The organism is Streptomyces sp. NPDC031265 (genome assembly GCF_055570295.1).
The window spans coordinates 137,300-161,316 of record NZ_JBVIHM010000015.1; the positions used below are offsets into that span (position 1 = coordinate 137,300).

The window sequence follows — 24,017 nt, forward strand, 5'->3', positions numbered from 1 at the left end:
CAAATCGCCGCAAAAGTGACACGCAGCATGAAGGAAGAGGGTGCGACAGGCCGCACGAAAAGCTGCTTATTCACCGTTGAGAGTGAATCGTTGGCCTATTTGCCCTAAATGTGGAGCGCTGACCTTTACTCTGCATTACGATTCGTTTACCGAGAGTTGAGAATCCCGCCGCTGCACGCCGTGACCCACGGCCGCGACCCCACATCCGCGACCGCGCTGCCCCGGAGGAGACGGGAAATATGTCTGCCTGCGTCCCCACCCGCACCCAGCCCCTCACTCACACCGACAGCCCCCAGCACCCGCACGCCCCGCCCCCCAGGAATGGAGGCCGCCGCTTCCGTATCGCCGGAGCCGATCTGTCCGCATCCGTCACCGTCTTCCTGCTCGCCGTCCCGATGTCGCTCGGCCTCGCCGTCGCCATCGACGCCCCGCTGGAAGCCAGCCTCATCGCCGCCGGTGTCGGCGGCATCGTCGCCGGGCTGCTCGGCGGCTCACCACTCCTTGTCAGTGGCCCCTCCGCCGGACTCACGGTGGTATCGGCCGAGTTGATCCAGAGTTACGGCTGGCGCACCACCTGCGCCATCACCGTTCTCGCGGGTCTGCTCCAGATCGCACTCGGCTTGCTGAAGACCGCGCGCTCCGCGCTCGCCGTGAGCCCCGCCATCGTGCACGGCACCCTCGCCGGCATCGGCGCCGCCATCGCGCTCGCCCAGCTCCACATCGTCCTGGGCGGCTCCCCACAGAGCTCGGCCGTGGACAACGCCCAGGCTCTTCCGGGCCAGTTGGCCAAGGTCGGCCCTGCCGCCCCCCTAGTCGGGGCGCTCACGATCGCCGTGCTCATGACGTGGCCCCGCCTCCCGGGACGCGTCGGAAAGGCGCTGCGCCGCATTCCGGCCGCGCTCGCCTGTGTAGTGATCGCCACCGGTGTGGCCGCCGTGGCCGCGCCCCACATCGCCCGGGTCGACCTGCCTTCCTGGGACGCCCATGTGCTGCCGGAGCTGCCGCACGGGCCGGTGGCCGGGCTGGCCGCCGCCGTGCTCACGGTGACGCTGGTGGCCAGCCTGGAGTCGCTGCTTTCCGCCGTGGCCGTGGACAAGCTGGCCGCCGAGCGGCCGGGGGGCACCGCACCCGCCCGGGCCGACCTCGACCGGGAGTTGCGCGGTCAGGGCATCGCCAACGCCGTCTCCGGGCTGCTCGGCGGAATGCCGGTCTCCGGCGGCGCGGTGCGCGGCAGCGCCAACGTACGGGCCGGGGCGACCGGCCGCGCCTCCACCGTGCTGCACGGGGTGTGGGTGCTGCTCGCCGCCGGGCTTCTCGTGGCCGTCCTGGAGTGGATCCCGCTGGCGGCGCTGGCCGCGCTGGTGATGATGGTCGGCATCCAGATGGTGTCCTACGCCCACATCCGGAAAGTCCACAAGCACCGCGAGTTCATGGTGTACGTGGCGACGGTGGCCGGGGTGCTCCTGTTCGGGGTGCTCCAGGGCGTGGTCATCGGGGTCGCCGTGGCCGTCGCGGTCGCGCTGCGCCGGGTGGCGCACACCCGGATCACGGTGCAGCGCCAGGACGACCTGTCGTACCTGGTGCGGGCGCGCGGGCAGTTGACGTTCCTCGCCGTGCCCCGGCTGACCCGGATGCTGAACCAGGTACCCCAAGGGGCCAGCGCCGTCGTGGAGTTGGACGGCTCGTTCATGGACCATGCGGCGTACGAGGCACTGCAGGGCTGGCAGGACACGCACACCGCGCGCGGTGGCGAGGTGAGGGTCACCGGCCGGTCCGACGGACGGATCACCGAGCCCGCATCCAGCTCGCAGAGCTGCTGCCGGCCCTGGACCCCCTGGCGCAACCACCACTGCCACGACAAGGCGCCGGCGCCCAGGCGGCACGGGCACCAACTGGCCAGCGGGCTGAGCTCGTTCCAGCGCAACACCGCGCCGCTGGTGCGGGACGAGCTGGCGCGGCTGGCGCGCGAAGGGCAGCAGCCGTCCCAGCTCTTCCTCACCTGCGCGGACTCCCGGCTGGTCACCAGCATGATCACGTCGAGCGGCCCGGGCGATCTGTTCACCGTGCGCAACGTCGGCAATCTGGTTCCCCCGCCGGGCGCGGAGTGCGGCGACGACTCGGTGGCGGCGGCGATCGAGTACGCGGTCGAGGTGCTGCGGGTCGAATCCATCACGGTCTGCGGACACTCCGGCTGCGGGGCGATGCAGGCGCTGCTGAACGGCAAGCCGGACGGCCCGCAGACGCCCCTGCGGCGGTGGCTGCGGCACGGGGCGCCCAGCCTGGAGCGGATGGCGAGCCGCAAGTACTCCTGGGCGCGGATCGCCGGGCGGCTGCCCGCCGACGCCGTCGAGCAGCTCTGCCTCACCAATGTGGTGCAGCAGCTGGACCATCTGCGGAGCCATGAGTCGGTGGCCCGGCGGCTGGCCGAGGGCACGCTGGCGCTGCACGGGATGTACTTCCATGTGGGCGAGGCCCAGGCGTACTTGCTGGCGTCCGACGACTGCGAGGAGGTGTTCGAGGGGGTGGGGCCGACGGCCCTTGAGGCGTCCCCGATCTGACGTCGTGTGGCGCCGCGCCTTCCGCGTATGCCTGAACCCAGGGCGGACCGTGTCCGTGAGACCGTCTGATGACACGCCGATGCCCCGGATCCCCTATAGGTCTAAACCAATTTTCGGGAGACCCTTGTCACCCGGCGATTGGCCTGATGAGCTATGGCCCGGGACACATAGGCACATAGGACGCCCTGGGAAAGGGAGATGTCGTGAGCAACGAAAGCCTGGCCAACCTCTTGAAGGAGGAGCGCCGGTTCGCTCCTCCTGCCGAGCTGGCTGCCGACGCCAACGTGACGGCGGAGGCGTACGAGCAGGCCAAGGCGGACAGGCTGGGCTTCTGGGCCGAGCAGGCCCGGCGCCTCACCTGGGCCACCGCACCGACCGAGACGCTCGACTGGTCGAACCCACCGTTCGCGAAGTGGTTCGCCGACGGGCAGCTCAACGTGGCGTACAACTGCGTGGACCGGCACGTCGAAGCCGGGAACGGCGACCGGGTCGCCATTCACTTCGAGGGCGAGCCCGGCGACAGCCGCGCGCTCACCTACGCGGAGCTGAAGGACGAGGTCTCCCGGGCCGCCAACGCCCTTACCGAGCTCGGTGTCCGGGCCGGCGACCGGGTCGCGGTGTACATGCCGATGATCCCCGAGGCGGCCGTCGCGATGCTCGCCTGCGCGCGGATCGGCGCGGCGCACTCGGTGGTGTTCGGCGGCTTCTCCGCCGACGCCGTCGCCTCCCGTATCCAGGACGCCGACGCGAAGCTGGTCATCACGGCGGACGGCGGGTACCGGCGCGGCAAGCCGTCCGCGCTGAAGCCCGCGATCGACGAGGCCGTGGCGAAGTGCCCGCAGGTCGAGCACGTGCTGGTAGTGCGGCGTACAGGCCAGGAGACCGCCTTCACCGAGGGCCGGGACGTCTGGTGGGACGACATCGTCGGCCGTCAGTCCGCCGAGCACACCCCGCAGGCGTTCGACGCCGAGCACCCGCTGTTCATCCTGTACACCTCGGGGACGACGGGGAAGCCGAAGGGCATCCTGCACACCTCCGGCGGCTATCTGACGCAGGCCGCATACACGCACCACGCGGTCTTCGACCTCAAGCCCGAGACCGATGTGTACTGGTGCACCGCCGACATCGGCTGGGTGACCGGCCACTCGTACATCGTGTACGGGCCGCTGGCCAACGGCGCGACGCAGGTCATGTACGAGGGCACGCCGGACACCCCGCACCAGGGGCGGTTCTGGGAGATCGTCCAGAAGTACGGGGTGACGATCCTCTACACGGCGCCGACGGCGATCCGTACGTTCATGAAGTGGGGCGACGACATCCCCGCGAAGTTCGACCTGTCGTCGCTGCGGGTGCTCGGCTCGGTGGGCGAACCCATCAACCCCGAGGCGTGGATGTGGTACCGCAAGCACATCGGGGCGGACAAGTGCCCGATCGTGGACACGTGGTGGCAGACGGAGACCGGGGCGATGATGATCTCGCCGCTGCCGGGCGTCACCGAGACCAAGCCGGGCTCCGCGCAGCGTGCGCTGCCCGGCATCGCGGCGACCGTCGTCGACGACGAGGCGCACGAGGTGCCGAACGGGGGCGGCGGGTACCTCGTCCTCACCGAGCCGTGGCCGTCGATGCTGCGCACCATCTGGGGCGATGACCAGCGGTTCATCGACACGTACTGGTCGCGGTTCGAGGGCAAGTACTTCGCCGGTGACGGGGCGAAGAAGGACGAGGACGGGGACATCTGGCTGCTCGGCCGCGTCGATGACGTGATGCTCGTGTCCGGGCACAACATCTCGACGACCGAGGTCGAGTCGGCGCTGGTGTCGCACCCGTCGGTGGCCGAGGCGGCGGTGGTCGGCGCGGCCGACGAGACGACCGGGCAGGCGATCGTCGCGTTCGTGATCCTGCGGGGTTCGGCGCCGGAGTCGGACGGGCTGGTGGAGGAGCTGCGGGCGCATGTCGGCACCACGCTGGGGCCGATCGCCAAGCCGAAGCGGGTGCTGCCGGTGGCGGAGCTGCCGAAGACGCGGTCGGGGAAGATCATGCGGCGGTTGCTGCGGGATGTTGCCGAGAACCGGGAGCTGGGGGATGTCACGACGCTGACGGACTCGTCGGTGATGGATCTAATCCAGACGAAGCTGCCTGGCGCGTCCAGCGAGGACTGAGCGGGGTGGAGGTCGGGGGCCCGGCTGCGCGGTGTGCGTGGCTGGGCCTCCGACGGTTCTCCCCCACCCCGCCCCTTCCCTGAACCCTCCGGGGGTGGGTGGGGGTGGAGGTGGTTTCCCGGGGGCTACGCCCCCGGACCCCGTGGCGGGGCTGCGCCCCTGCACCCCTCGGGGCTCCGCCCCGGACCCCGGTGACAGGGGTGGGGGCAACTGGGGCTCCACCCCGGACAGGCCCGGTGCCCAGGGTGGGTGGGCCACTGGGGCTTCGCCCTGCACCCCGCTTCGGGGCTCCGCCCCCGGATCCTGTCCGTCTACAGGCCGCCTGTGGCTGGGCGCGCAGTTCCCCGCGCCCCTGAAGGGCGGGGCCTGCGGCCCCTGCCCGCCCCCAAAACGCCGGAGGGGCTGCATGTGCGGGCCCCGTTCCTCGCACGCCGGAGGGGCTGAAATGTGGCCGGGCCCCGTTCTGCCTTGAGGGGCGCGAGGAACTGCGCGAGCAACCACAGACGACCCGCAGACAAACACCGGGCCCCCGCGCCCCCCGCCCCACTTGCGCATAAAGTGACGATCACCGGAATCATCCCCCCGCGCCCGGGTAAAGAGTTAGGTAAAGTAAGGATCGCGTCAGTCGCGGCACTCGCGTCAACGGCGCGACAAGAGGGACCCAGGTGCGCCGGGAAGTCTGGTCGGCAACGTGCTTTGTCATGCCCGCCGAACCGACCGGAGGTCGTCCGTGGCCGCGCCCGTAACCCGCAAGGACAGCAGCAAGAGCAAAAGCCGGAAGATTCTCGGGCGGCTCTCGTTGTCCGAGAGGAACTTCGTCGCGGACGCGCTGCGTGCCGAGACCGTCGGCGGTGTGCTGCTGCTCGTGGCCGCGATCGTGGCGTTGATCTGGGCCAACACCCTTGGTGGCAGCTACGCCGATGTGCGTGGGTTCCATGTCGGGATCGAGGCCCTCGGGCTCGACCTCTCGCTGCAGCACTGGGCCGCCGACGGGCTCCTCGCGGTCTTCTTCTTCGTCGCCGGGATCGAGCTCAAGCGCGAGCTCGTGGCCGGCGAGCTGCGTGATCCCAAGGCCGCCGCACTGCCGGTGATCGCCGCGCTCTGCGGCATGGCCGTGCCCGCGCTCGTATACGCGCTGGTCAACACCGTCGGCGGCGGCGCGATGGACGGGTGGGCCGTGCCGACGGCCACCGACATCGCCTTCGCGCTGGCCGTGCTCGCGGTCATCGGGACCTCGCTGCCGTCCGCCCTGCGCGCGTTCCTGCTGACGCTCGCCGTCGTCGACGATCTGTTCGCCATTCTCATCATCGCCGTGTTCTTCACCAAAGAAATCGACTTCGCGGCTCTCGGCGGCTCCGTCGTCGGCCTCGCGGTCTTCTGGCTGCTGCTGCGCAAGGGCGTGCGCGGCTGGTACGTGTACGTACCGCTCGCCCTGGTCATCTGGGGGCTGATGTACAACAGCGGCGTCCACTCCACCATCGCGGGCGTCGCCATGGGCCTGATGCTGCGCTGCACCCGCCGGGAGGGCGAGGAGCACTCTCCCGGCGAGCACATCGAGCACCTGGTGCGGCCGCTGTCCGCCGGCCTCGCCGTGCCGCTCTTCGCGCTGATGTCGGCCGGGGTCGGCGTCAGCGGCGGGGCGCTCGCGGACGTCTTCACCCGGCCCGAGACGCTCGGCGTGGTGCTCGGCCTGGTGGTCGGCAAGGCGGTCGGCATCTTCGGCGGCACCTGGTGCGCCGCCCGGTTCACCAGGGCGGAGCTCAACGACGACCTGGCGTGGCCGGACGTCTTCGCCGTCGCCGCACTCGCCGGGATCGGCTTCACCGTCTCGCTGCTCATCGGCGAGCTGGCCTTCGACGGCGAGGGCGCGCTTGCGGACGAGATCAAGGCCGCCGTGCTGGTGGGCTCGCTGATCGCGGCCGTGTGCGCCACGGTCCTGCTGAAGCTGCGCGTACGCCGGTACCAGGCGCTCGTCGAGGAGGAGGAGCGCGACGAGGACCACGACGGCATCCCGGATGTGTACGAACAGCACAATCCGGCCTACCACTTGCGGATGGCCGCCATCTACGAGACGAAGGCCGCCGAGCACCGCCGCCTCGCGCAACTGGCGGGGGCGGGGAGCGACGAGGGCGGCCGTCCGGCATGATCTGACATCTGGGCCGGAGAAGGACATCTGGGCCGGGAGATGACGGGACCGGAGAAGAGAAGAGGGAGTCAGCGAATGAGCGACCCCAGCAACACCGCCGCCGGAGCCGACCGCAGCCTCGGCCAACTGGTCGCCTCGGCGACCGCCGAGATGTCCGCGCTGGTGCACGACGAGATCGCGCTCGCCAAGGCGGAGCTGCGCCAGGACGTCAAGCGCGGCGCGATCGGTGGCATCGCCATCAGTACCGCGGGAGTGCTCGTCCTGTTCTCGCTGCCGGTGCTGAGTTTCGCGGCGGCGTACGGGATCCACAACCTGGGACTGGGCCTCGCCTGGTCGTTCCTGATCGTGGGCGGAGCGTTCCTGCTGCTCGCGGCCCTGCTCGGGCTGCTGGCCGTGGCCAAGTTCAAGAAGGTCAAGCCGCCGGAGAAGTCCATCGCCTCGGCCAAGCAGACCGCCGCCGTGCTCGGGGGGGTCAAGCCGCATCCCCGCCCGGTGACGGACCAGGCCCCGGCTGTGGCACGCTCGTCTGCATGACCGCACCTGATACCGGTACCGGCGCCACGGGCAGCCCTGGCGGCAATGGCAGCCCTGTCCGCATCGATGGTCCCTGGACACATAGGGACGTAGCGGCCAATGGTGCGCGCTTCCACATCGCGGAGCTGGGTGACGGTCCGCTGGTGTTGCTGCTCCACGGCTTTCCGCAGTTCTGGTGGACGTGGCGGCACCAGCTGACCGCGCTCGCCGACGCCGGTTTCCGGGCGGTCGCGATGGACCTGCGGGGCGTCGGCGGCAGCGACCGCACGCCCCGGGGCTACGACCCGGCCAACCTCGCGCTGGACATCACCGGGATCGTACGGTCGCTCGGCGAGCCCGACGCGGCGCTGGTCGGCCATGATCTGGGCGGCTATCTCGCGTGGACGGCGGCCGTGATGCGGCCCAAGCTGGTGCGCCGGCTGGTCGTCTCCTCGATGCCGCACCCCCGGCGCTGGCGCTCCGCGATGCTCTCCGACCCCTCGCAGTCGCGGGCCGGTTCGTACATCTGGGGCTTCCAGCGGCCGTGGGTCCCGGAGCGTCAGCTCGTCGCGGACGAAGCGGCGCTGGTGGGGCGGCTGGTGCGGGAGTGGTCGGGTCCGCTGGCGCCGGAGGACGAGGCCGTGGAGATCTACCGGCGGGCGATGACCATCCCGTCGACCGCGCACTGCTCGATCGAGCCGTACCGCTGGATGGTGCGGTCGATGGCCCGGCCCGACGGCATCCAGTTCAACCGCCGGATGAAGCGGCCGGTACGGGTACCGACGCTGCATCTGCACGGGTCGCTCGACCCGGTGATGCGCACCCGCAGCGCGGCGGGCTCCGGCGAGTACGTCGAAGCGCCGTACCGCTGGCGGCTGTTCGACGGTCTGGGGCACTTCCCCCACGAGGAGGACCCGGCCGCGTTCTCGGCGGAGCTGGTGAACTGGCTGAAGGATCCCGAGCCCGACCGGTAGGCAGGCCGGTAGGCCGCCCGCCCCGTCCGGCAAGCGGACGGGAACGCTTGTCTGACGAACAGCCAAATGCCCGGCGCATAGGCCAATTGGCCGCCCGAGACGCGGTTACCGACCTTGGGGCCCGGGCAGACGTCGGGGTATGGGCTGGACGCACGACTACGGTGACGCAGCACGCAACCGCCGCTCGGCCACCGCGCCGATTTCGCACGAGAGGGGCGGCCCGCAAGGTCAGGGCCATGATCCCCAACTCGGTATTCCGCGTATCCTCCGCCGCCGGGCCCGCTGGGTCTCGGCGCGGCTGCGCCATTCGCGTACGTAGTACGAGCCGCTCGTGGACGACGTACGTATGCGATTACGGGCGCAGATACGCGAGGCCCGGGTGGGCACTCCGGTAGCCGTCCAGGAGCCGTCGGGCGACCTGGACGGAGTCGACCAGCGGGTGCAGGGCGAAGGCCTTCACCGCCTCCCGCACCGAGCCGGCATCGGCGGCCTCCAGGACACACCGCTCGACCGCCTTCACCGCGCTGACCAGGCCCGCCTCATGGCCCGTCAGCTGGGTCACGGGCAGCGGGCGCGGGCCTGACGCGTCGACGTGGCACGGGATCTCGACGACCGCCTCGGCGTCGAGGGCGTGCAGCGAGGCGCCGTTGCGCACGTTGAGGATGAGCGTCGCCGGTTCGTCGCGCGCGATCGCCCGCATCAGCGCGAGGGCGACGTTCTCGTACCCGCCCGACTCCAGGTCGTCGGCGGCGCGCTCGCCCGCGCCCGAGACCTCCCGGTTCTCGGACATGTACGTCGCCTCGCGCTCGGCGCGGGTGCGGTCCCAGGCGTCCCACGCCTGCTCGCCGCCCGCCACGGTCGCGTAGAAGCGCGCCTGCTGGTCCAGGAGGAAGGCGCCGCGCGTGAGTTCCGCCTGCCGGTACGCGGCCACGGCCTCGCGGTTGAAGTAGTAGTAGTGCAGATACTCGTTGGGCACCGAGCCCAGCGAGCGCAGCCAGTCGGCGCCGAAGAGCTTGCCCTCCTCGAACGAGGTCAGCAGCGCGTCGTCGGCGAACAGGCGCGGCAGCACGTTCTCCTCGCCCTCGTAGAGGCCGTGCAGCCAGCCCAGGTGGTTCAGGCCCGCGTAGTCCAGCCGTACGGCGTCGGGGTCGGCGCCGACCGTACGGGCCACGCGGCGGGCCAGGCCGACCGGCGAATCGCAGATGCCGATCACGCGTTCGCCCAGGTGGCGGGCCATGGCCTCGGTGACGAGACCGGCCGGGTTGGTGAAGTTGATGACCCAGGCACCGGGGGCGACCGCCTTGATCCGGCGGGCGATCGCCTCCGCCACGGGCACGGTCCGCAGTCCGTACGCGACGCCGCCCGCGCCGACCGTCTCCTGGCCCAGAACGCCCTCGTCGAGCGCGATCCGCTCGTCGGCCGCCCGGCCCGTCAGGCCCCCGACGCGGATCGCGGAGAAGACGAAGTCGGCGCCGCGCAGGGCCTCGTCGAGGTCGGTGGTGGCCCGTACGGCGGGCGCGTCCGCGAGGTCGCGGGCCTGGTCGGCCAGGACCTTGGCGATGGCGGCGAGCCTGGCCGCGTCCACGTCGTACAGCGTGACCTCGGTGACCCGGCCGGGTGCGTGGTCGCGCAGCAGGGCGCCGTACACGAGCGGCACGCGGAAGCCGCCGCCGCCGAGGATCGTCAGTCGCATTCCGGCCTCTTCGGGGAGTCGGGGTTCAGCGGGGCGGCAACGTGGCGGTCAGAGGGCGCACTGCTGGCTGTCGACCTGCTGGTTGGCAGTGCGGCCCAGCTGGATGTCCTCGCGGATCTCGCCGGCCGTCAGCGCGTATCCGGTGTTCGGGTCGTCGAGGGACTTGGCGAAGACCACTCCGTAGACCCTGCCGTCGGGGGTGAGGAGGGGGCCGCCGGAGTTGCCCGGGCGGACCGTGGTGAACAGCGAGTAGACCTCGCGGGTGACCGTGGAGCGGTGGTAGATGTCCGGGCCCGGCGGGGTGATCCGGCCGCGGACGCGCGCGGCGCGCACGTCGTACGGCTGGTCCTCGGGGAAGCCCGCGACGATCGCGCCGCTGCCGCTGTGCGCCGCCTGGGAGGAGAAGTGCAGCACCGGGGCCTTCAGGTCGGGCACGTCCAGGACCGCGATGTCGCGGCGCCAGTCGTAGAGCACCACCGTCGCGTCGTACGTCCGCCCCTGGCCGCCGATCTGGATCTTCGGGTCCTCCACACCGCCCACTACGTGGGCGTTGGTCATCACGCGGCGCTCGGCGAAGACGAAACCGGTGCCCTCAAGACGCTTGCCGCAGCTCGGCGCGGTGCCGGTGACCTTGACGATCGAGCGCTTGGCCTGCGCCGCGACGGGGCTGGTCGCCAGCGCCTGGTCGGGGGGCGGGACCTTGGTGATCGACTCGTTGGTGAACGGGGCGAAGACCTGCGGCAGCCCGTTCTGCGCCAGCATGGAGGAGAAGTCCGAGAACCAGGTGTACGCCTGCTTGGGCATCGCCTTGTCGACGCCGCGCAGGATCTGGGAGTCGTTGACCGCCCGTCCCAGCGCGTTCCCCCGGCCCGACGAGTCCTGGGGGTCTGCCAGTGGGGAGAGCGCGGTGCCGATCAGCCAGGCGACCAGGAGCATCGCCACGACGTTGACCAGCGCGCCGCCCGTGGCGTCCAGGGCGCGCGCGGGCGACCAGGTGATGTGCTGGCGCAGTTTGTTGCCCAGGTGCGTGGTGAAGGCCTGGCCCACGGAGGCGCAGACGATCACGACGACGACCGCGATGATCGCGGCGGTGGTCGACACGTCCCGCTTGTCGGTCAGTTGGTCCCAGATGACCGGCAGCAGATACACGGCGACGAGACCACCGCCGAGGAAGCCGATCACCGACAGGATGCCGACGACGAAGCCCTGGCGGTAGCCGACGATCGCGAACCACACGGCGGCGACCAGCAACAGGATGTCCAGCACGTTCACGGGCCCACCCTGTCACGCGTGCCAGTCGAGCGGGACCCGCCTGGTGCGATCCCAGGGGCGCTCCCAGCCCGCGAAGTGCAGCAACCGGTCGATCACACCGGCCGTGAAGCCCCAGACGAGGGCGGATTCGACCAGAAAGGCCGGGCCTGCGTGGCCCCGCGGGTGGACCGCGGTGGCCCGGTTGGCCGGGTCCGTGAGATCCGCCACGGGGACCGTGAAGACCCGGGCGGTCTCGGCCGCGTCCACCGCCCGCACCGCGGTCGGCTCGCGCCACCAGCCCAGGACGGGGGTCACCACGAAGCCGCTCACCGGGATGTAGAGCCGGGGCAGCACGCCGAAGATCTGTACCCCTTCGGGGTCCAGGCCGGTCTCCTCCTCGGCCTCGCGCAGGGCGGCGCGCAGCGGGCCGGTGGTCTGCGGGTCGCCGTCCTCGGGGTCGAGGGCGCCGCCCGGGAAGGAGGGCTGGCCGCCGTGCGAGCGCAGCTGGCTGGCGCGCTCCATGAGCAGCAGCTCGGGCCCGGCCGGGCCGTCACCGAAGAGGATCAGCACGGCGGACTGGCGCCCGGCGCCGCTTTCGGGCGGCAGGAACCGGCTGAGCTGGAGCGGCTCGATCCGGTCGGCCGCGCGCGCGACGGGGTCGAGCCACTCGGGCAGCCCGTCACGGCTCACGACGGGGCTGTGGAGGCCCTGGGAGCCGCCGTCGTGGCCCTGGTGGCCGTCGGGCGGGGCTGCGCCGCCCGTGCCGCCCTCATACCTCTCGTACGTCCTGCTGGTGTCACTCGCCTTGCTGGTGTCACTCGCGTGCGTCATGGGCACCCCCGTCGTCCACCGGTCACAACGTCCGGGCCGGTCGCGTTCGTTCCGTCCGGTCATCCGCGATCCGTCATCCCGCCCCCAGCGGCGGGGCGGGCTGCCCCGGGTAGTCCGGGGGCGGGGAGAGCCGCTGGCCCGGGAAGCCGCCCTTCTCGTACTTCAGGAGCTTCTTCGCCTTCTCCGGGTCCGTCTCGCCCTCCCCGTACGCCGGGCAGAGCGGGGCGATGGGGCAGGCACCGCAGGCGGGCTTGCGGGCGTGGCAGATGCGGCGGCCGTGGAAGACGACGCGGTGCGAGAGCATCGTCCACTCGCTCTTCGGGAAGATCTCGGCGACGACGGCCTCGACCCTGACCGGGTCCTCCTCGTCCGTCCACTTCCAACGGCGGACCAGACGGCCGAAGTGCGTGTCGACGGTGATGCCGGGAACGCCGAAGGCGTTGCCGAGCACCACGTTCGCCGTCTTGCGCCCGACGCCGGGGAGCTTCACCAGGTCGTCGAGGCGGCCCGGGACATTGCCCCCGAAGTCGTCGCGGAGGGCGGCGGCGAGCCCCATGATCGACTTGGTCTTGGCGCGGAAGAACCCGGTCGGCCGGATCAGCTGCTCGACCGCCTCCGGGTCGGCCGCGGCCAGGTCCTCGGGGGTCGGATACGCGGCGAACAGCGCGGGGGTGGTCTGGTTGACCCGCAGGTCGGTGGTCTGCGCGGACAGGACGGTCGCGACCAGCAGCTCGAAGGGGTTGCGGAAGTCGAGCTCCGGGTGGGCGTACGGATACACGTCCGCCAGCTCCCGGTTGATCCGCCGCGCGCGCCGGACCATGGAGAGGTGGGACTCGGGCTTGGCGGCGGGCTTCGCCGGGGCCTTCGTGGCGGCGGTCTTCACGGGCTTCGCCGGGGCCTTCGTGGCGGCGGTCTTCACGGGCACGGTCTTCTTGGCGGCGGTCTTCACGGGCACGGTCTTCTTGGCCACGGCCTTCTTGACCGCCTTCTTGGGCGCGGCCTTCCTTGCCGGGGCCTCCTTGGCCGCGGTTCCCTCTCCCTCGGCCGGCCCCTTCGCGGGCGCGCTCGGGGTGGCCGACGCGCCCGGGGCGGGCTGTGGCACCGACGCGGCCCGATTGGCCGATTTTGATTCTTTCGCGGCTTTTTTCGGTTTACTCGCGGGCTGTTCGCCCACAGCGGAATCACTGCCTGCCGACACTCTTGTGGCCCCCCTGGCCTGCGCTCTCACCGGCGAATTGGACACCCGGCCAGCCTAAAGCCACGCACTGACATCCGCCCCGGCCACAGCGAATCACCACCCCAATCGGCCCCCTGCCGCACAGTCCGGCGCGCCGGTGCGTCATCCTTGTGATTGATCGCACTGTTTACCCCGTCCGGTAAAAAGGGGAACACGGTCCCCTGAACCGGTCGACAAGGAGAGAACTCGTGGACGACGTTCTGCGGCGCGCCCCGCTCTTCGCGGCGCTCGATGATGAGCAGGCCGCGGAGCTCCGCGCCTCGATGAGTGAGGTGACGCTCGCCCGCGGCGACGCCCTCTTCCACGAGGGCGACCCCGGCGACCGCCTCTACGTGGTCACCGAGGGCAAGGTCAAGCTCCACCGCACTTCCCCCGACGGCCGCGAGAACATGCTGGCGGTCCTCGGCCCCGGCGAGCTCATCGGCGAGCTGTCCCTCTTCGACCCGGGCCCGCGCACCGCCACCGCGACCGCGCTCACCGAGGTCAAGCTGCTCGGCCTCGGCCACGGCGACCTCCAGCCCTGGCTGAACGCCCGGCCCGAGGTGGCCACGGCCCTGCTGCGCGCCGTCGCCCGCCGACTGCGCAAGACCAACGACCAGATGTCCGACCTGGTCTTCTCCGACGTCCCGGGCCGCGTCGCCCGCGCGCTCCTCGACCTGTCGCGCCGCTTCGGCGTGCAGTCGGAGGAGGGCATCCACGTCGTGCACGACCTGACGCAGGAAGAGCTGGCCCAGCTGGTCGGCGCCTCCCGCGAGACGGTGAACAAGGCTCTGGCCGACTTCGCGCAGCGCGGCTGGCTGCGTCTTGAGGCCCGTGCGGTGATCCTGCTCGACGTCGAGCGGCTCGCCAAGCGCTCGCGCTGACACGGCCGTTCACCTGCGCGTTCGTACGTGACGGGGCCCGTCTCCCTCGGGAGGCGGGCCCCGTTGTCAGTGGTCGGTCCTAGTCTGTGGATACGTGGCAGACACGCCGCCGTTCCTTGACAAGTGCACCGTGGCAAAAGGCAAGTTACGAGCAACGCGGTCGGCTCGGGCGGCCCGGTCGGCTCTCGCGGTCAGATCAACCCGTGCTCGCTCAGATACTCCAGCTGCGCGCGTACGGAGAGCTCGGCCGCGGGCCACAGCGAGCGGTCGACGTCCGCGTAGACGCGGCCCACCACGTCTGCCGCCGTGGTGAAGCCGTTCTCCACCGCCGTCTCCACCTGGGCCAGCCGGTGGGCGCGGTGGGCGAGGTAGAACTCGATGGCGCCCTGCGCGTCGTCGAGGACCGGACCGTGCCCGGGCAGCACGGTGTGGACGCCGTCGTCGACCGTGAGCGAGCGCAGCCGCCGCAGTGAGTCGAGGTAGTCACCGAGGCGGCCGTCGGGGTGCGCCACGACGGTGGTGCCGCGTCCGAGGACCGTGTCCCCCGTCAACACGGCCCGGTCGGCGGGGAGATGGAAGCAGAGGGAGTCGGCGGTGTGGCCGGGGGTCGGCACCACCCACATTTCGAGCCCGCCCGTGGTGATCACGTCGCCGGCGCCGAGCCCCTCGTCCCCGAGGCGCAACGCCGGGTCCAGCGCGCGTACGTGCGTGCGCGTCAGCTCCGCGAAGCGCGCCGCGCCCTCAGCGTGGTCGGGATGGCCGTGGGTGAGCAGGGTGAGGGCGACCCGCTTGCCCATCCGCTCGGTGGTGGCGACCACGTTCCGCAGGTGGGCGTCGTCGAGCGGTCCGGGGTCGATAACGACGGCGAGGTCGGAGTCGGGCTCGGCGACGATCCAGGTGTTGGTGCCGTCGAGGGTCATCGCGGAGGCGTTGGGCGCGAGGACGTTGACGGTACGGGTCGTGGCGGGGCCGGAGAGCACCCCGCCGCGGGGCTGGCCGGGGAGGGCCGCGGCTTCGGTCACGCGGGGGCACCTTCCGTGAGGGACGGGGACGGGAGCGTCGGCATAGGCATAGGCATAGGCATAGGGCTGGGCGCTGCCGCGGTCACGGCGTCCCGCCGCCGGTACGCACGCGCTTGGTGAACTCGTCGTGCCCGGGCCAGCTCAACACGATCTCACCGTCGTCGCCGAGGCTCGCCCGCGCCAGTACGGGGGTGAGGTCGCGGGCCGCCGAGGCGGCGAGGGCGTCGGCGGGGGTGGCGTACGGGAGGAGGGCGCGCAGGGTCGAGACGGTCGGGGGCATCATGAGCAGCTCGCCCCCGTCGTACCCGGCCGTGGCCTCGGCAGGCCGGATCCACACCGTCCGGTCGGCCTCGGTGGAGGCGTTGCGGGTGCGCTGGCCCTCGGGGAGCGCGGCGACGAAGAACCAGGTGTCGTACCGCTTCGGTTCGAACTCGGGGGTGATCCAGCGGGCCCACGCGCCGAGCAGGTCCGAGCGCAGGACCAGGCCACGGCGGTCGAGGAACTCGGCGAAGGAGAGGTCGCGGGTGACGAGGGCGTGGCGGTCGGCCTCCCAGTCGTCGCCGGTGGTGTCACCCACGACGCTGTCGGCGTCCGGCCCGGCGAGGAGGACTCCGGCCTCCTCGTACGTCTCGCGGACGGCCGCGCAGACGATGGCCTGGGCGTCGTCCGCGCCCACGCCCAGGCGGGCCGCCCAGGTCTCGCGGGTGGGCCCGGCCCACCCGATCCGCCGGGCGTCGTCCCGGGGGTCCACGCCGCCGCCGGGGTAGGCGTAGGCGCCGCCGGCGAAGGCCATGGAGGTGCGGCGGCGCAGCATGTGCACGGCGAGCCCGCCGGGCTCGTCCTCGCCCCGCAGCAACATGACGGTCGCGGCTCGCCGGGGCTGCACGGGGGTGAGTTCACCGTGGGCGAGGGCGCGGATGCGGTCGGGCCATTCCGGCGGGTACCACTGACCATTGGGCATGGCCGGAGGCTATCCCCTGACGCGCGCATGTTCGAGGCCGCGCGCCTCCGCGCCGGGGCTGCCCCGTCCCCCTTCCCCGGCACTGGCCGGTACCGGTCGTCCCCGTCCCGGGGCTTCGCCCCGGCCCCCGTTTGTCTGCGGGTTGGTGGGGGCTGGTCGCGCCGTTCCCCGCGCCCCATTTTTGGCCCGGTGTTCGTCTGCGGGCTGTGCGTGGCTGGTCGCGCCGTTCCCCGCGCCCCTTAGGGGGATGGGGGGCGGCCACGATGTGAGGCACCGGCGGCGGGAGATTCAGCACCTGCGGCGTGCGAGGAGCCGGGACCGGGCATTCAGCCCCTCCGGCGTTTGAGGAGCGGGGTCCGGGGCGGAGCCCCGAAGGCGGCGCCGGGGTGCAGCCCCAGCGGAGCCCCGAAGGCGGGGTCGGGGTGCAGCCCCAGCGGAGCCCCGAAGGCGGGGTCGGGGGCGGGTTGGGGGGCGGAGCCCCGGCAGGGGCAGCGCCCCAGCGGGGTAGGCGGAGCGACAGCGGGGGTATCGGGGTCGGAGCACCTTCGTGGTGGGGTCGGAGCCCCCGTGGCGGGGTGCAGGGGCGCAGGGGGCGCAGGCCCCGCAGGGGGCGCAGGGGGCGCAGGCCCCGCAGGGGGCGCAGGGGGCGCAGGGGGCGCAGGGGGCGCCAGGGGCCCAGGGGCCCAGGGGCGGAGCCTCCCGCAAACGGGTGCAGGGGCGCAGCCCCGCCCGGCGCCCGGGGAACCACCCCTCACCCCCACCCACCCCCGGAGGGTTAAGGGAACGGGCGGGGTGGGGGAATCCGCCCCGCCACAGCGCCCCTCTTTATTTCGGGCAAACACCCTTCTGCCGGGCTTCTCACCCCGTCCTCAGACGGCTCTCATCCAGCGCCGGGAAGGTAATGCACATGACCTTCCCCGAGCAGCAGCCGAAGCAGCCGCAGCCGTATCCGCAGGCGTCCGGGGCCTTCCCCCCGCCGCCCCCGTACGAGCCGAGCCAGCCCGTGCACGCCGGGCCCGGGACCACCATCTGGCCGGCGAACGGCAACGGGGGCGGGGGCATCCCGGGTGACCCCGGGCACCCCGCCGCCCTCGGCGGGGCCCCCACCCACCGCCGCGCCCGCCGCTCCGTCGGCCTGCTCGCCGCCGTCGCGCTCGCCGCCGCGGCCGTGGGAGGCGGGACCGCCACGCTCGTGGAGCGGTGGGCCGGCGGCGACACCAGCGCCAGCGCGCCCGGCGTCGCGGGGACGAACGCCTCCAGGAACACCACCGGCACCGTCGCGGGCGTGGCCCAGGCTGTCTCGCCCAGCATCGTGGAGATCAGCGCGACCTCCACCTCCGGGGAGTCCACCGGATCCGGGGTGATCATCACCTCCGGCGGTGAGATCGTCACGAACAACCACGTCATCGCCGGCGCCGACCAGGTCAAGGTGCGGACCAGCGACGGCAAGACGTACACCGCGAGCGTCGTCGGCACCGACCCCGACAAGGACCTCGCGCTCATCAAGGTGCAGGGCGCGAGCGGGCTCAAGCCCGCCAGTCTCGGCAACTCCGACAATCTCAAGGTCGGCGACCAGGTCGTCGCCATCGGCTCTCCCGAAGGCCTGACCGGCACCGTCACCAGCGGCATCGTCTCCGCCCTCAAGCGTGACGTCACCGTCGCCAAGGAGCAGGGCCAGGGCCAGGGCCAGGGGCAGGGGCAGGGGCAGGGGCAGCAGGGTGGCGGGCGCGGCGGCTGGCCGTTCGAGTTCGGCGGTCAGCAGTTCAACGGCGACACCGGCTCGTCGAAGACCACGTACAAGGCCATTCAGACCGACGCCTCTCTCAACCCGGGCAACTCCGGCGGCGCGCTGATCGACATGAACGGCAACATCGTCGGCATCAACTCCGCGATGTACAGCCCCAGTTCCGCCAGCCAGTCCTCCTCGTCCTCGGCGGGCAGTGTCGGGCTCGGCTTCGCCATCCCGATCAACACCGTCAAGGCCGACCTCGACTCCCTCCGCTCCGGCAGCGGCAACAGCGGCAGCGACGACAACGGCAACAGCAGCAACAGCTGATCCTCACGGCAGGTGCAGGCGCGGCATGCGACGCTGGACAGCACCCGACCCGGACCACGCCCGACCACCGCCGGACCACACCCCGAGGAAGACCCGAGACCGATGAGCCCCGCACCCGCCGAGGACGACACCCAGCGCATCCTGATCGTCGACGACGAGCCCGCCGTGCGGGAGGCGCTCCAGCGCAGCCTCGCCTTCGAGGGGTACGGGACGGAGGTCGCCGTCGACGGTCTGGACGCGCTGGCCAAGGCGGAGGCGTACCGGCCCGATCTGATCGTCCTCGACATCCAGATGCCCCGGATGGACGGGCTCACCGCCGCCCGGCGGCTGCGCGGCGCCGGGTCCACCACCCCCGTCCTGATGCTCACCGCGCGCGACACGGTCGGCGACCGCGTCACCGGGCTCGACGCGGGCGCGGACGACTACCTGGTCAAGCCGTTCGAGCTGGACGAGCTGTTCGCCCGGATCCGCGCGCTGCTGCGCCGCAGCTCGTACGCCGGTCCCGCGGGCGGCGAGCAGCACGACGACAACATCCTCACCTTCGGTGATCTGCGGATGGACCTGGCGACCCGTGAGGTGACGCGGGGCGAGCGGGTGGTGGAGCTGACCCGTACGGAGTTCACGCTCCTGGAGATGTTCCTGGCCCACCCCCGGCAGGTGCTGACCCGCGAGCAGATCCTCAAGGCGGTCTGGGGCTTCGACTTCGAGCCGTCGTCCAACTCCCTCGACGTGTACGTCATGTATCTGCGCCGCAAGACCGAGGCGGGCGGCGAGGCGCGCGTGGTGCACACCGTGCGGGGGGTGGGGTACGCCCTGCGATCGGGCGGCGCGGAGTGAGAAGAGCGCTCCGGTGGTTCCGCGAGCTGCCGCTCAGATCCCGCCTCGCACTGCTCGTCGCCACGGCGGTGACGGTGGCCGTGGCCGCGGTGGCCGCCTCGTGCTGGTTCATCACCCAGGGGGTGCTCACCAGCCAGCTCGACAACCGGCTGCGCAACCAGGCGGCGAGCTCGGCCAGCGCGGAGTACGCCACCGTCCTGATCCGGACCTGCCGCAGCCCCAACCCCGAGCCGATCCGGCTGCCGGGCAACACCCCGCTGACCCAGGTGGTCTTCCCGGACGCCTCGGTGTGCGCCAACCCCAGGTCCGCGCAGCTCCAGGTGGAGCACGCGGACGTGGCGGTCGCGAACGGGCCGCGCGCCAACGCCCTGCACACGACGACCGACAGCGCCGGGGTGGAACGCCGCGTCTACACCCAGGCGGCGCACATCAGCGGCCTCGGCCCGCAGGGCCGGGTCGCCGTCTCGATCGCGGTGCCGATGTCCGACGTGACGACGCCGCTCAACAAACTGGCGATCGTCCTGCTGGTCGTCTCCGGCATAGGGGTCATCGGCGCGGGCGCCGCCGGGCTCTGGGTCGCGCGTACGGGCCTCCGCCCCGTGGACCAGCTGACCGGGACGGTCGAGCACGTGGCCCGCACCGAGGACCTCACCGTCCGCATCCCGGTCGAGGGCGAGGACGAGATCGCCCGGCTCTCGCGGTCCTTCAACGCGATGACCGCCGCTCTTGCCTCCTCCCGTGACCGCCAGTCGCAGCTGATCGCGGACGCGGGGCACGAGCTGCGCACCCCGCTCACCTCGCTCCGTACGAACATCGAGCTGCTGGCGAGGAGCGAGGAGACCGGGCGGGCCATCCCGCCCGCCGACCGCAAGGCGCTGATGGCGTCCGTGAAGGCCCAGATGACCGAACTCGCCGCGCTGATCGGGGACTTGCAGGAGCTGTCCCGGCCCGACGCGGTCCGCGAGGGTCCGCTGGAGGTCGTCGCCTTCCACGACATCGCCAGGGTCGCGCTCGACCGCGCCCGGCTGCGCGGGCCGGAGCTGGAGATCAGGGCGCAGCTGGCCCCCTGGTACGTACGGGCGGAGCCCGCGGCCCTGGAGCGGGCGATCGTCAATGTGCTGGACAACGCGGTGAAGTTCAGCCCGCCGCACGGCACCATCGAGGTCATGCTCGACCGGGGCGCCCTGACCGTGCGCGACCAGGGCCCCGGCATCCCCGCCGATGAACTGCCGCACGTCTTCGAGCGGTTCTGGCGCTCGCCCTCGGCCCGCTCGCTGCCGGGCTCGGGGCTCGGCCTGTCCATCGTGGCCCGTACGGTCCAGCACGCGGGCGGCACGATTGCGCTCGGCGCGGCGGCGGACGGCACCGGCACGGTTGCCACGATTCGCCTGCCGGGCGCCCCCACCCCGCCGCCGGACGCCCCGGACGCGTGAGCGCGCCGCTGAACGCGTCCTTCGTTCGGCTGCGGGCCGGTGGGGGCTGGTCGCTCCCCCAAGTTCTCGGCTTCGCTCGAACGGGGGCCCCGTCGCGGCGGAGCCGCAGATGTCACAGCCCCGCGCCCCTCAACGGGAAGTGGGGCGCCGGAAACACTCCGGCGCCCCACCCAGGTACAGAGGCGACTAGTCGCCCGCCACCTTGCCGATGACCGTGATCCGGCCCCCGGCCGGCGGCGCGAGCGGTGCGGACGCGGACGAGTTCGCGGCCAGGTAGGCATCGAAGACGTCCAGGTCGGACGCGCCGACCAGCTTGTTCTTGCCCTGGCCGAGAGCCGCGAAGCCGTCGCCGCCGCCCGCGAGGAACTCGTTCATGGCGACGCGGTAGGTCTTCGCCGGGTCGAGGGCGACACCGTTCAGCTTGACCGTGTCGACGAGGACGCGGTCCGCGCCGGTCCTGGTCATGTCGAGGGTGTAGGTGAAGCCCTTGGAGACCTGGAGGATCTTCGGCGTGGCCGTGTTGCCGCCGCTGACCTGCTGCTGGAGGCCCTGGATGATTTGGGCGCCGGTCAGGTCGACGACGTTCATCATGTTGGTGAACGGCTGGACGGTGAACGCCTCGCCGTAGGTGACCACCCCGTCGCCCTCGCTGCCGCTCGCCTTGTGGACGAGGTCGGAGCGGATGCCGCCCGGGTTCATGAAGGCGAGCTGGGCGCCGCCCTTGTCGACCGGGGAGAGCCCGGCGAGCTGCGCGTCCGCGATCAGGTCGCCGAGCGGCTTCTCGGGCGCCTCGGAGCCGCGGCCGTTGATGTCGGCGGAGATGTAGCCCTGCGGGCGGCTCGCGATCGGCGCGGCGAGCTTGTTCCAGCGGGTGATCAGATCGGTGATGTCCTTCGCCTTGGCCTGGTCACGGCTGACGATGCGGTTCACCGACTTCGGCGACTTCACGGCGGTCCGGACGATGTCCTTGGTCCGCTTGTCGTAGGTGAGCGTGGTCTCGGTGAAGAGCTTGCCGTAGGAGGCCGCCGAGGTGACCATGCGCGGGTTGCCCGCAGGGTCGGGGATGGTGCAGGCGTAGGCCTGGTGGGTGTGACCGGTGACCAGCGCGTCCACCTTGGGCGTGATGCCCTTGGCGATGTCGACGATCGGGCCGGACAGACCGCTGCCGGGACCGGCCGAGTCGCAGTCGTAGTTGTACGCGTTGGTCGCCGGCATCCCGCCCTCGTGGATCAGGGCGACGATGGACTTCACGCCCTGCCGGTCGAGCTCCTTGGCGTACTTGTTGATCGTCTCGATCTCGTCGTGGAACTTCAGGCCCTTGACGCCGGAGGCGGTCACGACGTCCGGGGTGCCCTCCAGGGTCACACCGATGAAGCCGATCTTGACGCCGTTCTTCTTCCAGACCGTGTACGGCTTGAGGATCGGCTTGCCGGTCTTCTCGCTGGTCACATTGGCGGCCAGATACGGGAAGTCGGCGCCGCGGAACTTCTTGCCCTTCTCGTAGCAGCCCTCGACCGGGTGACAGCCGCCGTTCTGCATCCGGGCCAGCTCGACCGCGCCCTCGTCGAACTCGTGGTTGCCCACGGCCGTCACATCGAGGTCGATCTTGTTGAGCGCCTCGATGGTCGGCTCGTCGTGGAAGAGGCCGGACAGGAGCGGGCTGGCACCGACCATGTCGCCGCCGGCGGCGGTGATCGAGTACGGGTGGCCCTGGCGCGCGGTGCGCAGCGAGGACGCCAGGTACTCGACACCGCCGGCCGGTATGGACTTCACGGTCCCGTCGGCCTGCTTCTCGTTCACGGCCCCGGCCGAACCGGCCGGCGGCTCCAGATTGCCGTGCAGGTCGTTGAAGGAGAGGAGCTGGACGTCCACCGTCCGCGAGGGCTTCGGGTGCCCGTGGCCCTTGTCGTGGGCGTCGGCCGCGGGCATCGCGGCGATGAGCGCGCCGAGCGTGGTGAGCCCGGCGGCGGCCGCCAGGACCCGGCGGCCCGCGCGGCCGCCGTGGTGCTTCTGGGGTGTCGCTGTCATCTCTCCCCTAAATGATTCAGCTGGTCGTGAAGCGTGTCGTGAAGCGTGGTGGGCGTGGCCGAAACCCGAGGGTCGGGCCGCCGCGGTCGGAAGCCTAGAGTCAACGCGCGTAGCGCGACAGGGGGGTGGGGTTACGGGATGGTTGCCGTTTGGCGGTACGTCAGGTTTTGCCCCCGGCCGCCGTACGCTCGTACACATGACGACTGACCCCGCCGCACCCGGCCCCTCCGGACGTGAGATCCAGACCCTCGACGAGCTGGCCCACCCCCAGGCCCAGGAGGTCCTCGCGCTGCTCGCCGAGGCCGCCGGGGCCGACGGGCAGCAGGCCGTGTCCGAGCAGGGGCGGCTCCAGCTGCGGGGCGGCCGACGGCCCGGAGTCCGCCATTTCCTGCTCACGGTCATCACGTCCGAGGGGTCCCAACTGATCGGGTACGCCCAGCTGGAGGACACCGACCCCGTCGAGGCACCGGCCGCTGAGCTCGTCATCCACCCCGCCCACCGCGGCCGCGGCCACGGCCGGGCGCTCGGTTCGGCGCTGCTCGGCGCCTCCGGCAAGCGGCTGCGGGTGTGGGCGCACGGCGGGCACTCCGCCGCCCGCCACCTCGCCCAGGTCCTGGGCCTCACCCTGTTCCGCGAACTGCGGCAGATGCGTCGGCCGTTGAGCCCGCCGGACATCGCCGAGCCGGTGTACCCGCCGGGCGTGAGCGTACGGACCTTCGTGCCCGGCGAGGACGACGCTCAGTGGCTGGACGTGAACGCAGCGGCCTTCGCCCACCACCCCGAGCAGGGCGGACTCACCCAGCGCGACCTCGACGACCGCAAGGCGGAGCCCTGGTTCGACCCGAAGGGCTTCTTCCTCGCCGAGCGCGACGGCCGGATCGTGGGCTTCCACTGGACGAAGGTGCACGCCGCGGAGAGGATCGGGGAGGTGTACGTGGTGGGGATCCGCCCGGACGCGCAGGGCGGCGGCCTCGGCAAGGCGCTCACCGCGACGGGCCTGCGCCACCTCGCGTCCGAGGGGGTGCCGACCGCGATGCTGTACGTCGACGCGGACAACACGGCGGCGGTGACCGTGTACGAGCGGCTGGGGTTCGCCGTCCACGAAGTGGATCTCATGTACCGCACGGAGTCCTGACGCCGTTCTGGGAGCGTGAGCGTCGGAGGCGCTGTCTTTCGGGTGCGGACCGTGCTTGGCTGGTCGCTCCCCCAAGTTCTCGGCTTCGCTCGAACAGGGGGGACCCCCCCATCGCGGCGGAGCCGTACAGTGTCACCGCCCCGCGCCCCTGAAGGGGCGCCCGTGACGGGCTGCCGATTCCCGCACGTCATGTCCTCGTTACCGGGCATTCAGATACGCTTGCGACGCTCACTCAATGCAGCCCGAGGTGCCACCCTCCCGGAACGGGACCGCCGCCCGCCCCAAGGCGCTCACGCCTGCCCGCTCCGACTGGCTCTCCG

18 protein-coding genes are annotated in these 24,017 nt (G+C 71.8%); 11 read left to right on the forward strand and 7 right to left on the reverse strand.

Annotated elements, in window-relative coordinates; translation table 11 throughout:
* Positions 1-239 precede the first annotated feature (239 nt).
* The 6 genes from ACZ499_RS23270 (at position 240) to ACZ499_RS23295 (ending at position 8,669) form a co-directional block, all read left to right on the forward strand.
* Entirely contained in the window at positions 240-2,558 is a 2,319-nt protein-coding gene (locus ACZ499_RS23270; protein ID WP_468677554.1) for a bifunctional SulP family inorganic anion transporter/carbonic anhydrase, read from the forward strand.
* 203 nt (positions 2,559-2,761) lie between these two features.
* Entirely contained in the window at positions 2,762-4,717 is a 1,956-nt protein-coding gene (gene acs, locus ACZ499_RS23275) for an acetate--CoA ligase (RefSeq protein WP_468677556.1), read from the forward strand.
* Positions 4,718-5,447: 730 nt separating this feature from the next.
* The gene (gene nhaA / locus ACZ499_RS23280; RefSeq protein ID WP_468677557.1) at positions 5,448-6,863 is read left to right on the forward strand and encodes a Na+/H+ antiporter NhaA; all 1,416 of its coding nucleotides are present in this window, start codon (positions 5,448-5,450) and stop codon (positions 6,861-6,863) included.
* Between the two features lie 75 nt (positions 6,864-6,938).
* A complete protein-coding gene (locus ACZ499_RS23285) occupies positions 6,939-7,397 on the forward strand; it encodes a phage holin family protein (RefSeq protein ID WP_385538466.1) in 459 nt (152 codons plus the stop codon).
* Complete coding sequence (locus tag ACZ499_RS23290; RefSeq protein ID WP_468677561.1) at positions 7,394-8,350, forward strand: alpha/beta fold hydrolase; 957 nt, start codon at positions 7,394-7,396, stop codon at positions 8,348-8,350. The genes ACZ499_RS23285 and ACZ499_RS23290 overlap by 4 nt, the downstream gene beginning before the upstream one ends.
* Before the next feature lie 139 nt (positions 8,351-8,489).
* Positions 8,490-8,669 carry a hypothetical protein gene (locus ACZ499_RS23295; protein WP_079126084.1) on the forward strand — a complete coding sequence of 60 codons (180 nt, stop codon included), beginning with the start codon at positions 8,490-8,492 and terminating at the stop codon, positions 8,667-8,669.
* Between the two features lie 33 nt (positions 8,670-8,702).
* Here ACZ499_RS23295 and ACZ499_RS23300 read toward each other — a convergent pair whose 3' ends face one another.
* The 4 genes from ACZ499_RS23300 to nth all read right to left on the reverse strand — a co-directional run bounded on the left by ACZ499_RS23300 (position 8,703) and on the right by nth (position 13,299).
* On the reverse strand, positions 8,703-10,043 hold the full coding sequence (locus ACZ499_RS23300; RefSeq protein WP_468677566.1) for a 6-phospho-beta-glucosidase: 1,341 nt from the start codon (positions 10,041-10,043) through the stop codon (positions 8,703-8,705).
* A gap of 48 nt (positions 10,044-10,091) precedes the next feature.
* Positions 10,092-11,315 carry a MarP family serine protease gene (locus ACZ499_RS23305; RefSeq protein ID WP_468677568.1) on the reverse strand — a complete coding sequence of 408 codons (1,224 nt, stop codon included), beginning with the start codon at positions 11,313-11,315 and terminating at the stop codon, positions 10,092-10,094.
* A gap of 12 nt (positions 11,316-11,327) precedes the next feature.
* Positions 11,328-12,125, reverse strand: a complete 798-nt coding sequence (locus ACZ499_RS23310; RefSeq protein ID WP_468677570.1) for an NUDIX hydrolase — start codon at positions 12,123-12,125, stop codon at positions 11,328-11,330.
* Positions 12,126-12,198: 73 nt separating this feature from the next.
* Complete coding sequence (gene nth / locus ACZ499_RS23315) at positions 12,199-13,299, reverse strand: endonuclease III (RefSeq protein ID WP_468677573.1); 1,101 nt, start codon at positions 13,297-13,299, stop codon at positions 12,199-12,201.
* Positions 13,300-13,550: 251 nt separating this feature from the next.
* On the opposite strand from nth, the gene ACZ499_RS23320 reads away from it, so the two are divergent.
* A complete protein-coding gene (locus ACZ499_RS23320; RefSeq protein WP_017947815.1) occupies positions 13,551-14,225 on the forward strand; it encodes a Crp/Fnr family transcriptional regulator in 675 nt (224 codons plus the stop codon).
* Positions 14,226-14,416: 191 nt separating this feature from the next.
* Here the strand turns inward: ACZ499_RS23320 and ACZ499_RS23325 are convergent, their stop codons facing one another.
* Together ACZ499_RS23325 and ACZ499_RS23330 are read right to left on the reverse strand one after the other, a co-directional pair.
* Complete coding sequence (locus ACZ499_RS23325) at positions 14,417-15,247, reverse strand: MBL fold metallo-hydrolase (RefSeq protein WP_468413101.1); 831 nt, start codon at positions 15,245-15,247, stop codon at positions 14,417-14,419.
* 82 nt (positions 15,248-15,329) lie between these two features.
* Positions 15,330-16,208 carry an NUDIX hydrolase gene (locus ACZ499_RS23330; RefSeq protein WP_468677576.1) on the reverse strand — a complete coding sequence of 293 codons (879 nt, stop codon included), beginning with the start codon at positions 16,206-16,208 and terminating at the stop codon, positions 15,330-15,332.
* Between the two features lie 907 nt (positions 16,209-17,115).
* On the opposite strand from ACZ499_RS23330, the gene ACZ499_RS23335 reads away from it, so the two are divergent.
* The 3 genes from ACZ499_RS23335 (at position 17,116) to ACZ499_RS23345 (ending at position 20,534) form a co-directional block, all read left to right on the forward strand.
* Positions 17,116-18,264, forward strand: a complete 1,149-nt coding sequence (locus ACZ499_RS23335; protein WP_468677578.1) for a S1C family serine protease — start codon at positions 17,116-17,118, stop codon at positions 18,262-18,264.
* A gap of 102 nt (positions 18,265-18,366) precedes the next feature.
* Positions 18,367-19,101 (forward strand): response regulator transcription factor, encoded by a 735-nt coding sequence (locus tag ACZ499_RS23340; RefSeq protein WP_385538437.1) that lies wholly within the window; start codon positions 18,367-18,369, stop codon positions 19,099-19,101.
* Positions 19,098-20,534: a sensor histidine kinase gene (locus tag ACZ499_RS23345; RefSeq protein ID WP_468413095.1), complete on the forward strand. Its 1,437-nt coding sequence runs from the start codon at positions 19,098-19,100 to the stop codon at positions 20,532-20,534. The genes ACZ499_RS23340 and ACZ499_RS23345 overlap by 4 nt, the downstream gene beginning before the upstream one ends.
* Before the next feature lie 186 nt (positions 20,535-20,720).
* Here ACZ499_RS23345 and ACZ499_RS23350 read toward each other — a convergent pair whose 3' ends face one another.
* Positions 20,721-22,562 (reverse strand): bifunctional metallophosphatase/5'-nucleotidase, encoded by a 1,842-nt coding sequence (locus tag ACZ499_RS23350; RefSeq protein WP_468677580.1) that lies wholly within the window; start codon positions 22,560-22,562, stop codon positions 20,721-20,723.
* 196 nt (positions 22,563-22,758) lie between these two features.
* On the opposite strand from ACZ499_RS23350, the gene mshD reads away from it, so the two are divergent.
* Positions 22,759-23,697 (forward strand): mycothiol synthase, encoded by a 939-nt coding sequence (mshD, locus tag ACZ499_RS23355; protein WP_468677582.1) that lies wholly within the window; start codon positions 22,759-22,761, stop codon positions 23,695-23,697.
* The last annotated feature ends 320 nt before the right edge of the window (positions 23,698-24,017 follow it).

Excerpts from the sequence above, each read along its gene's own strand:
- ACZ499_RS23270 (WP_468677554.1), top strand. The coding sequence starts at position 240 with ATGTCTGCCTGCGTCCCCACCCGCACCCAGCCCCTCACTCACACCGAC.
- ACZ499_RS23285 (WP_385538466.1), top strand. The coding sequence starts at position 6,939 with ATGAGCGACCCCAGCAACACCGCCGCCGGAGCCGACCGCAGCCTCGGC.
- ACZ499_RS23290 (WP_468677561.1), top strand. The coding sequence starts at position 7,394 with ATGACCGCACCTGATACCGGTACCGGCGCCACGGGCAGCCCTGGCGGC.
- ACZ499_RS23295 (WP_079126084.1), top strand. The coding sequence starts at position 8,490 with ATGGGCTGGACGCACGACTACGGTGACGCAGCACGCAACCGCCGCTCG.
- ACZ499_RS23300 (WP_468677566.1), bottom strand. The coding sequence starts at position 10,043 with ATGCGACTGACGATCCTCGGCGGCGGCGGCTTCCGCGTGCCGCTCGTG.
- ACZ499_RS23310 (WP_468677570.1), bottom strand. The coding sequence starts at position 12,125 with ATGACGCACGCGAGTGACACCAGCAAGGCGAGTGACACCAGCAGGACG.
- ACZ499_RS23330 (WP_468677576.1), bottom strand. The coding sequence starts at position 16,208 with ATGCCCAATGGTCAGTGGTACCCGCCGGAATGGCCCGACCGCATCCGC.
- ACZ499_RS23335 (WP_468677578.1), top strand. The coding sequence starts at position 17,116 with ATGACCTTCCCCGAGCAGCAGCCGAAGCAGCCGCAGCCGTATCCGCAG.
- ACZ499_RS23340 (WP_385538437.1), top strand. The coding sequence starts at position 18,367 with ATGAGCCCCGCACCCGCCGAGGACGACACCCAGCGCATCCTGATCGTC.
- ACZ499_RS23350 (WP_468677580.1), bottom strand. The coding sequence starts at position 22,562 with ATGACAGCGACACCCCAGAAGCACCACGGCGGCCGCGCGGGCCGCCGG.
- mshD (WP_468677582.1), top strand. The coding sequence starts at position 22,759 with ATGACGACTGACCCCGCCGCACCCGGCCCCTCCGGACGTGAGATCCAG.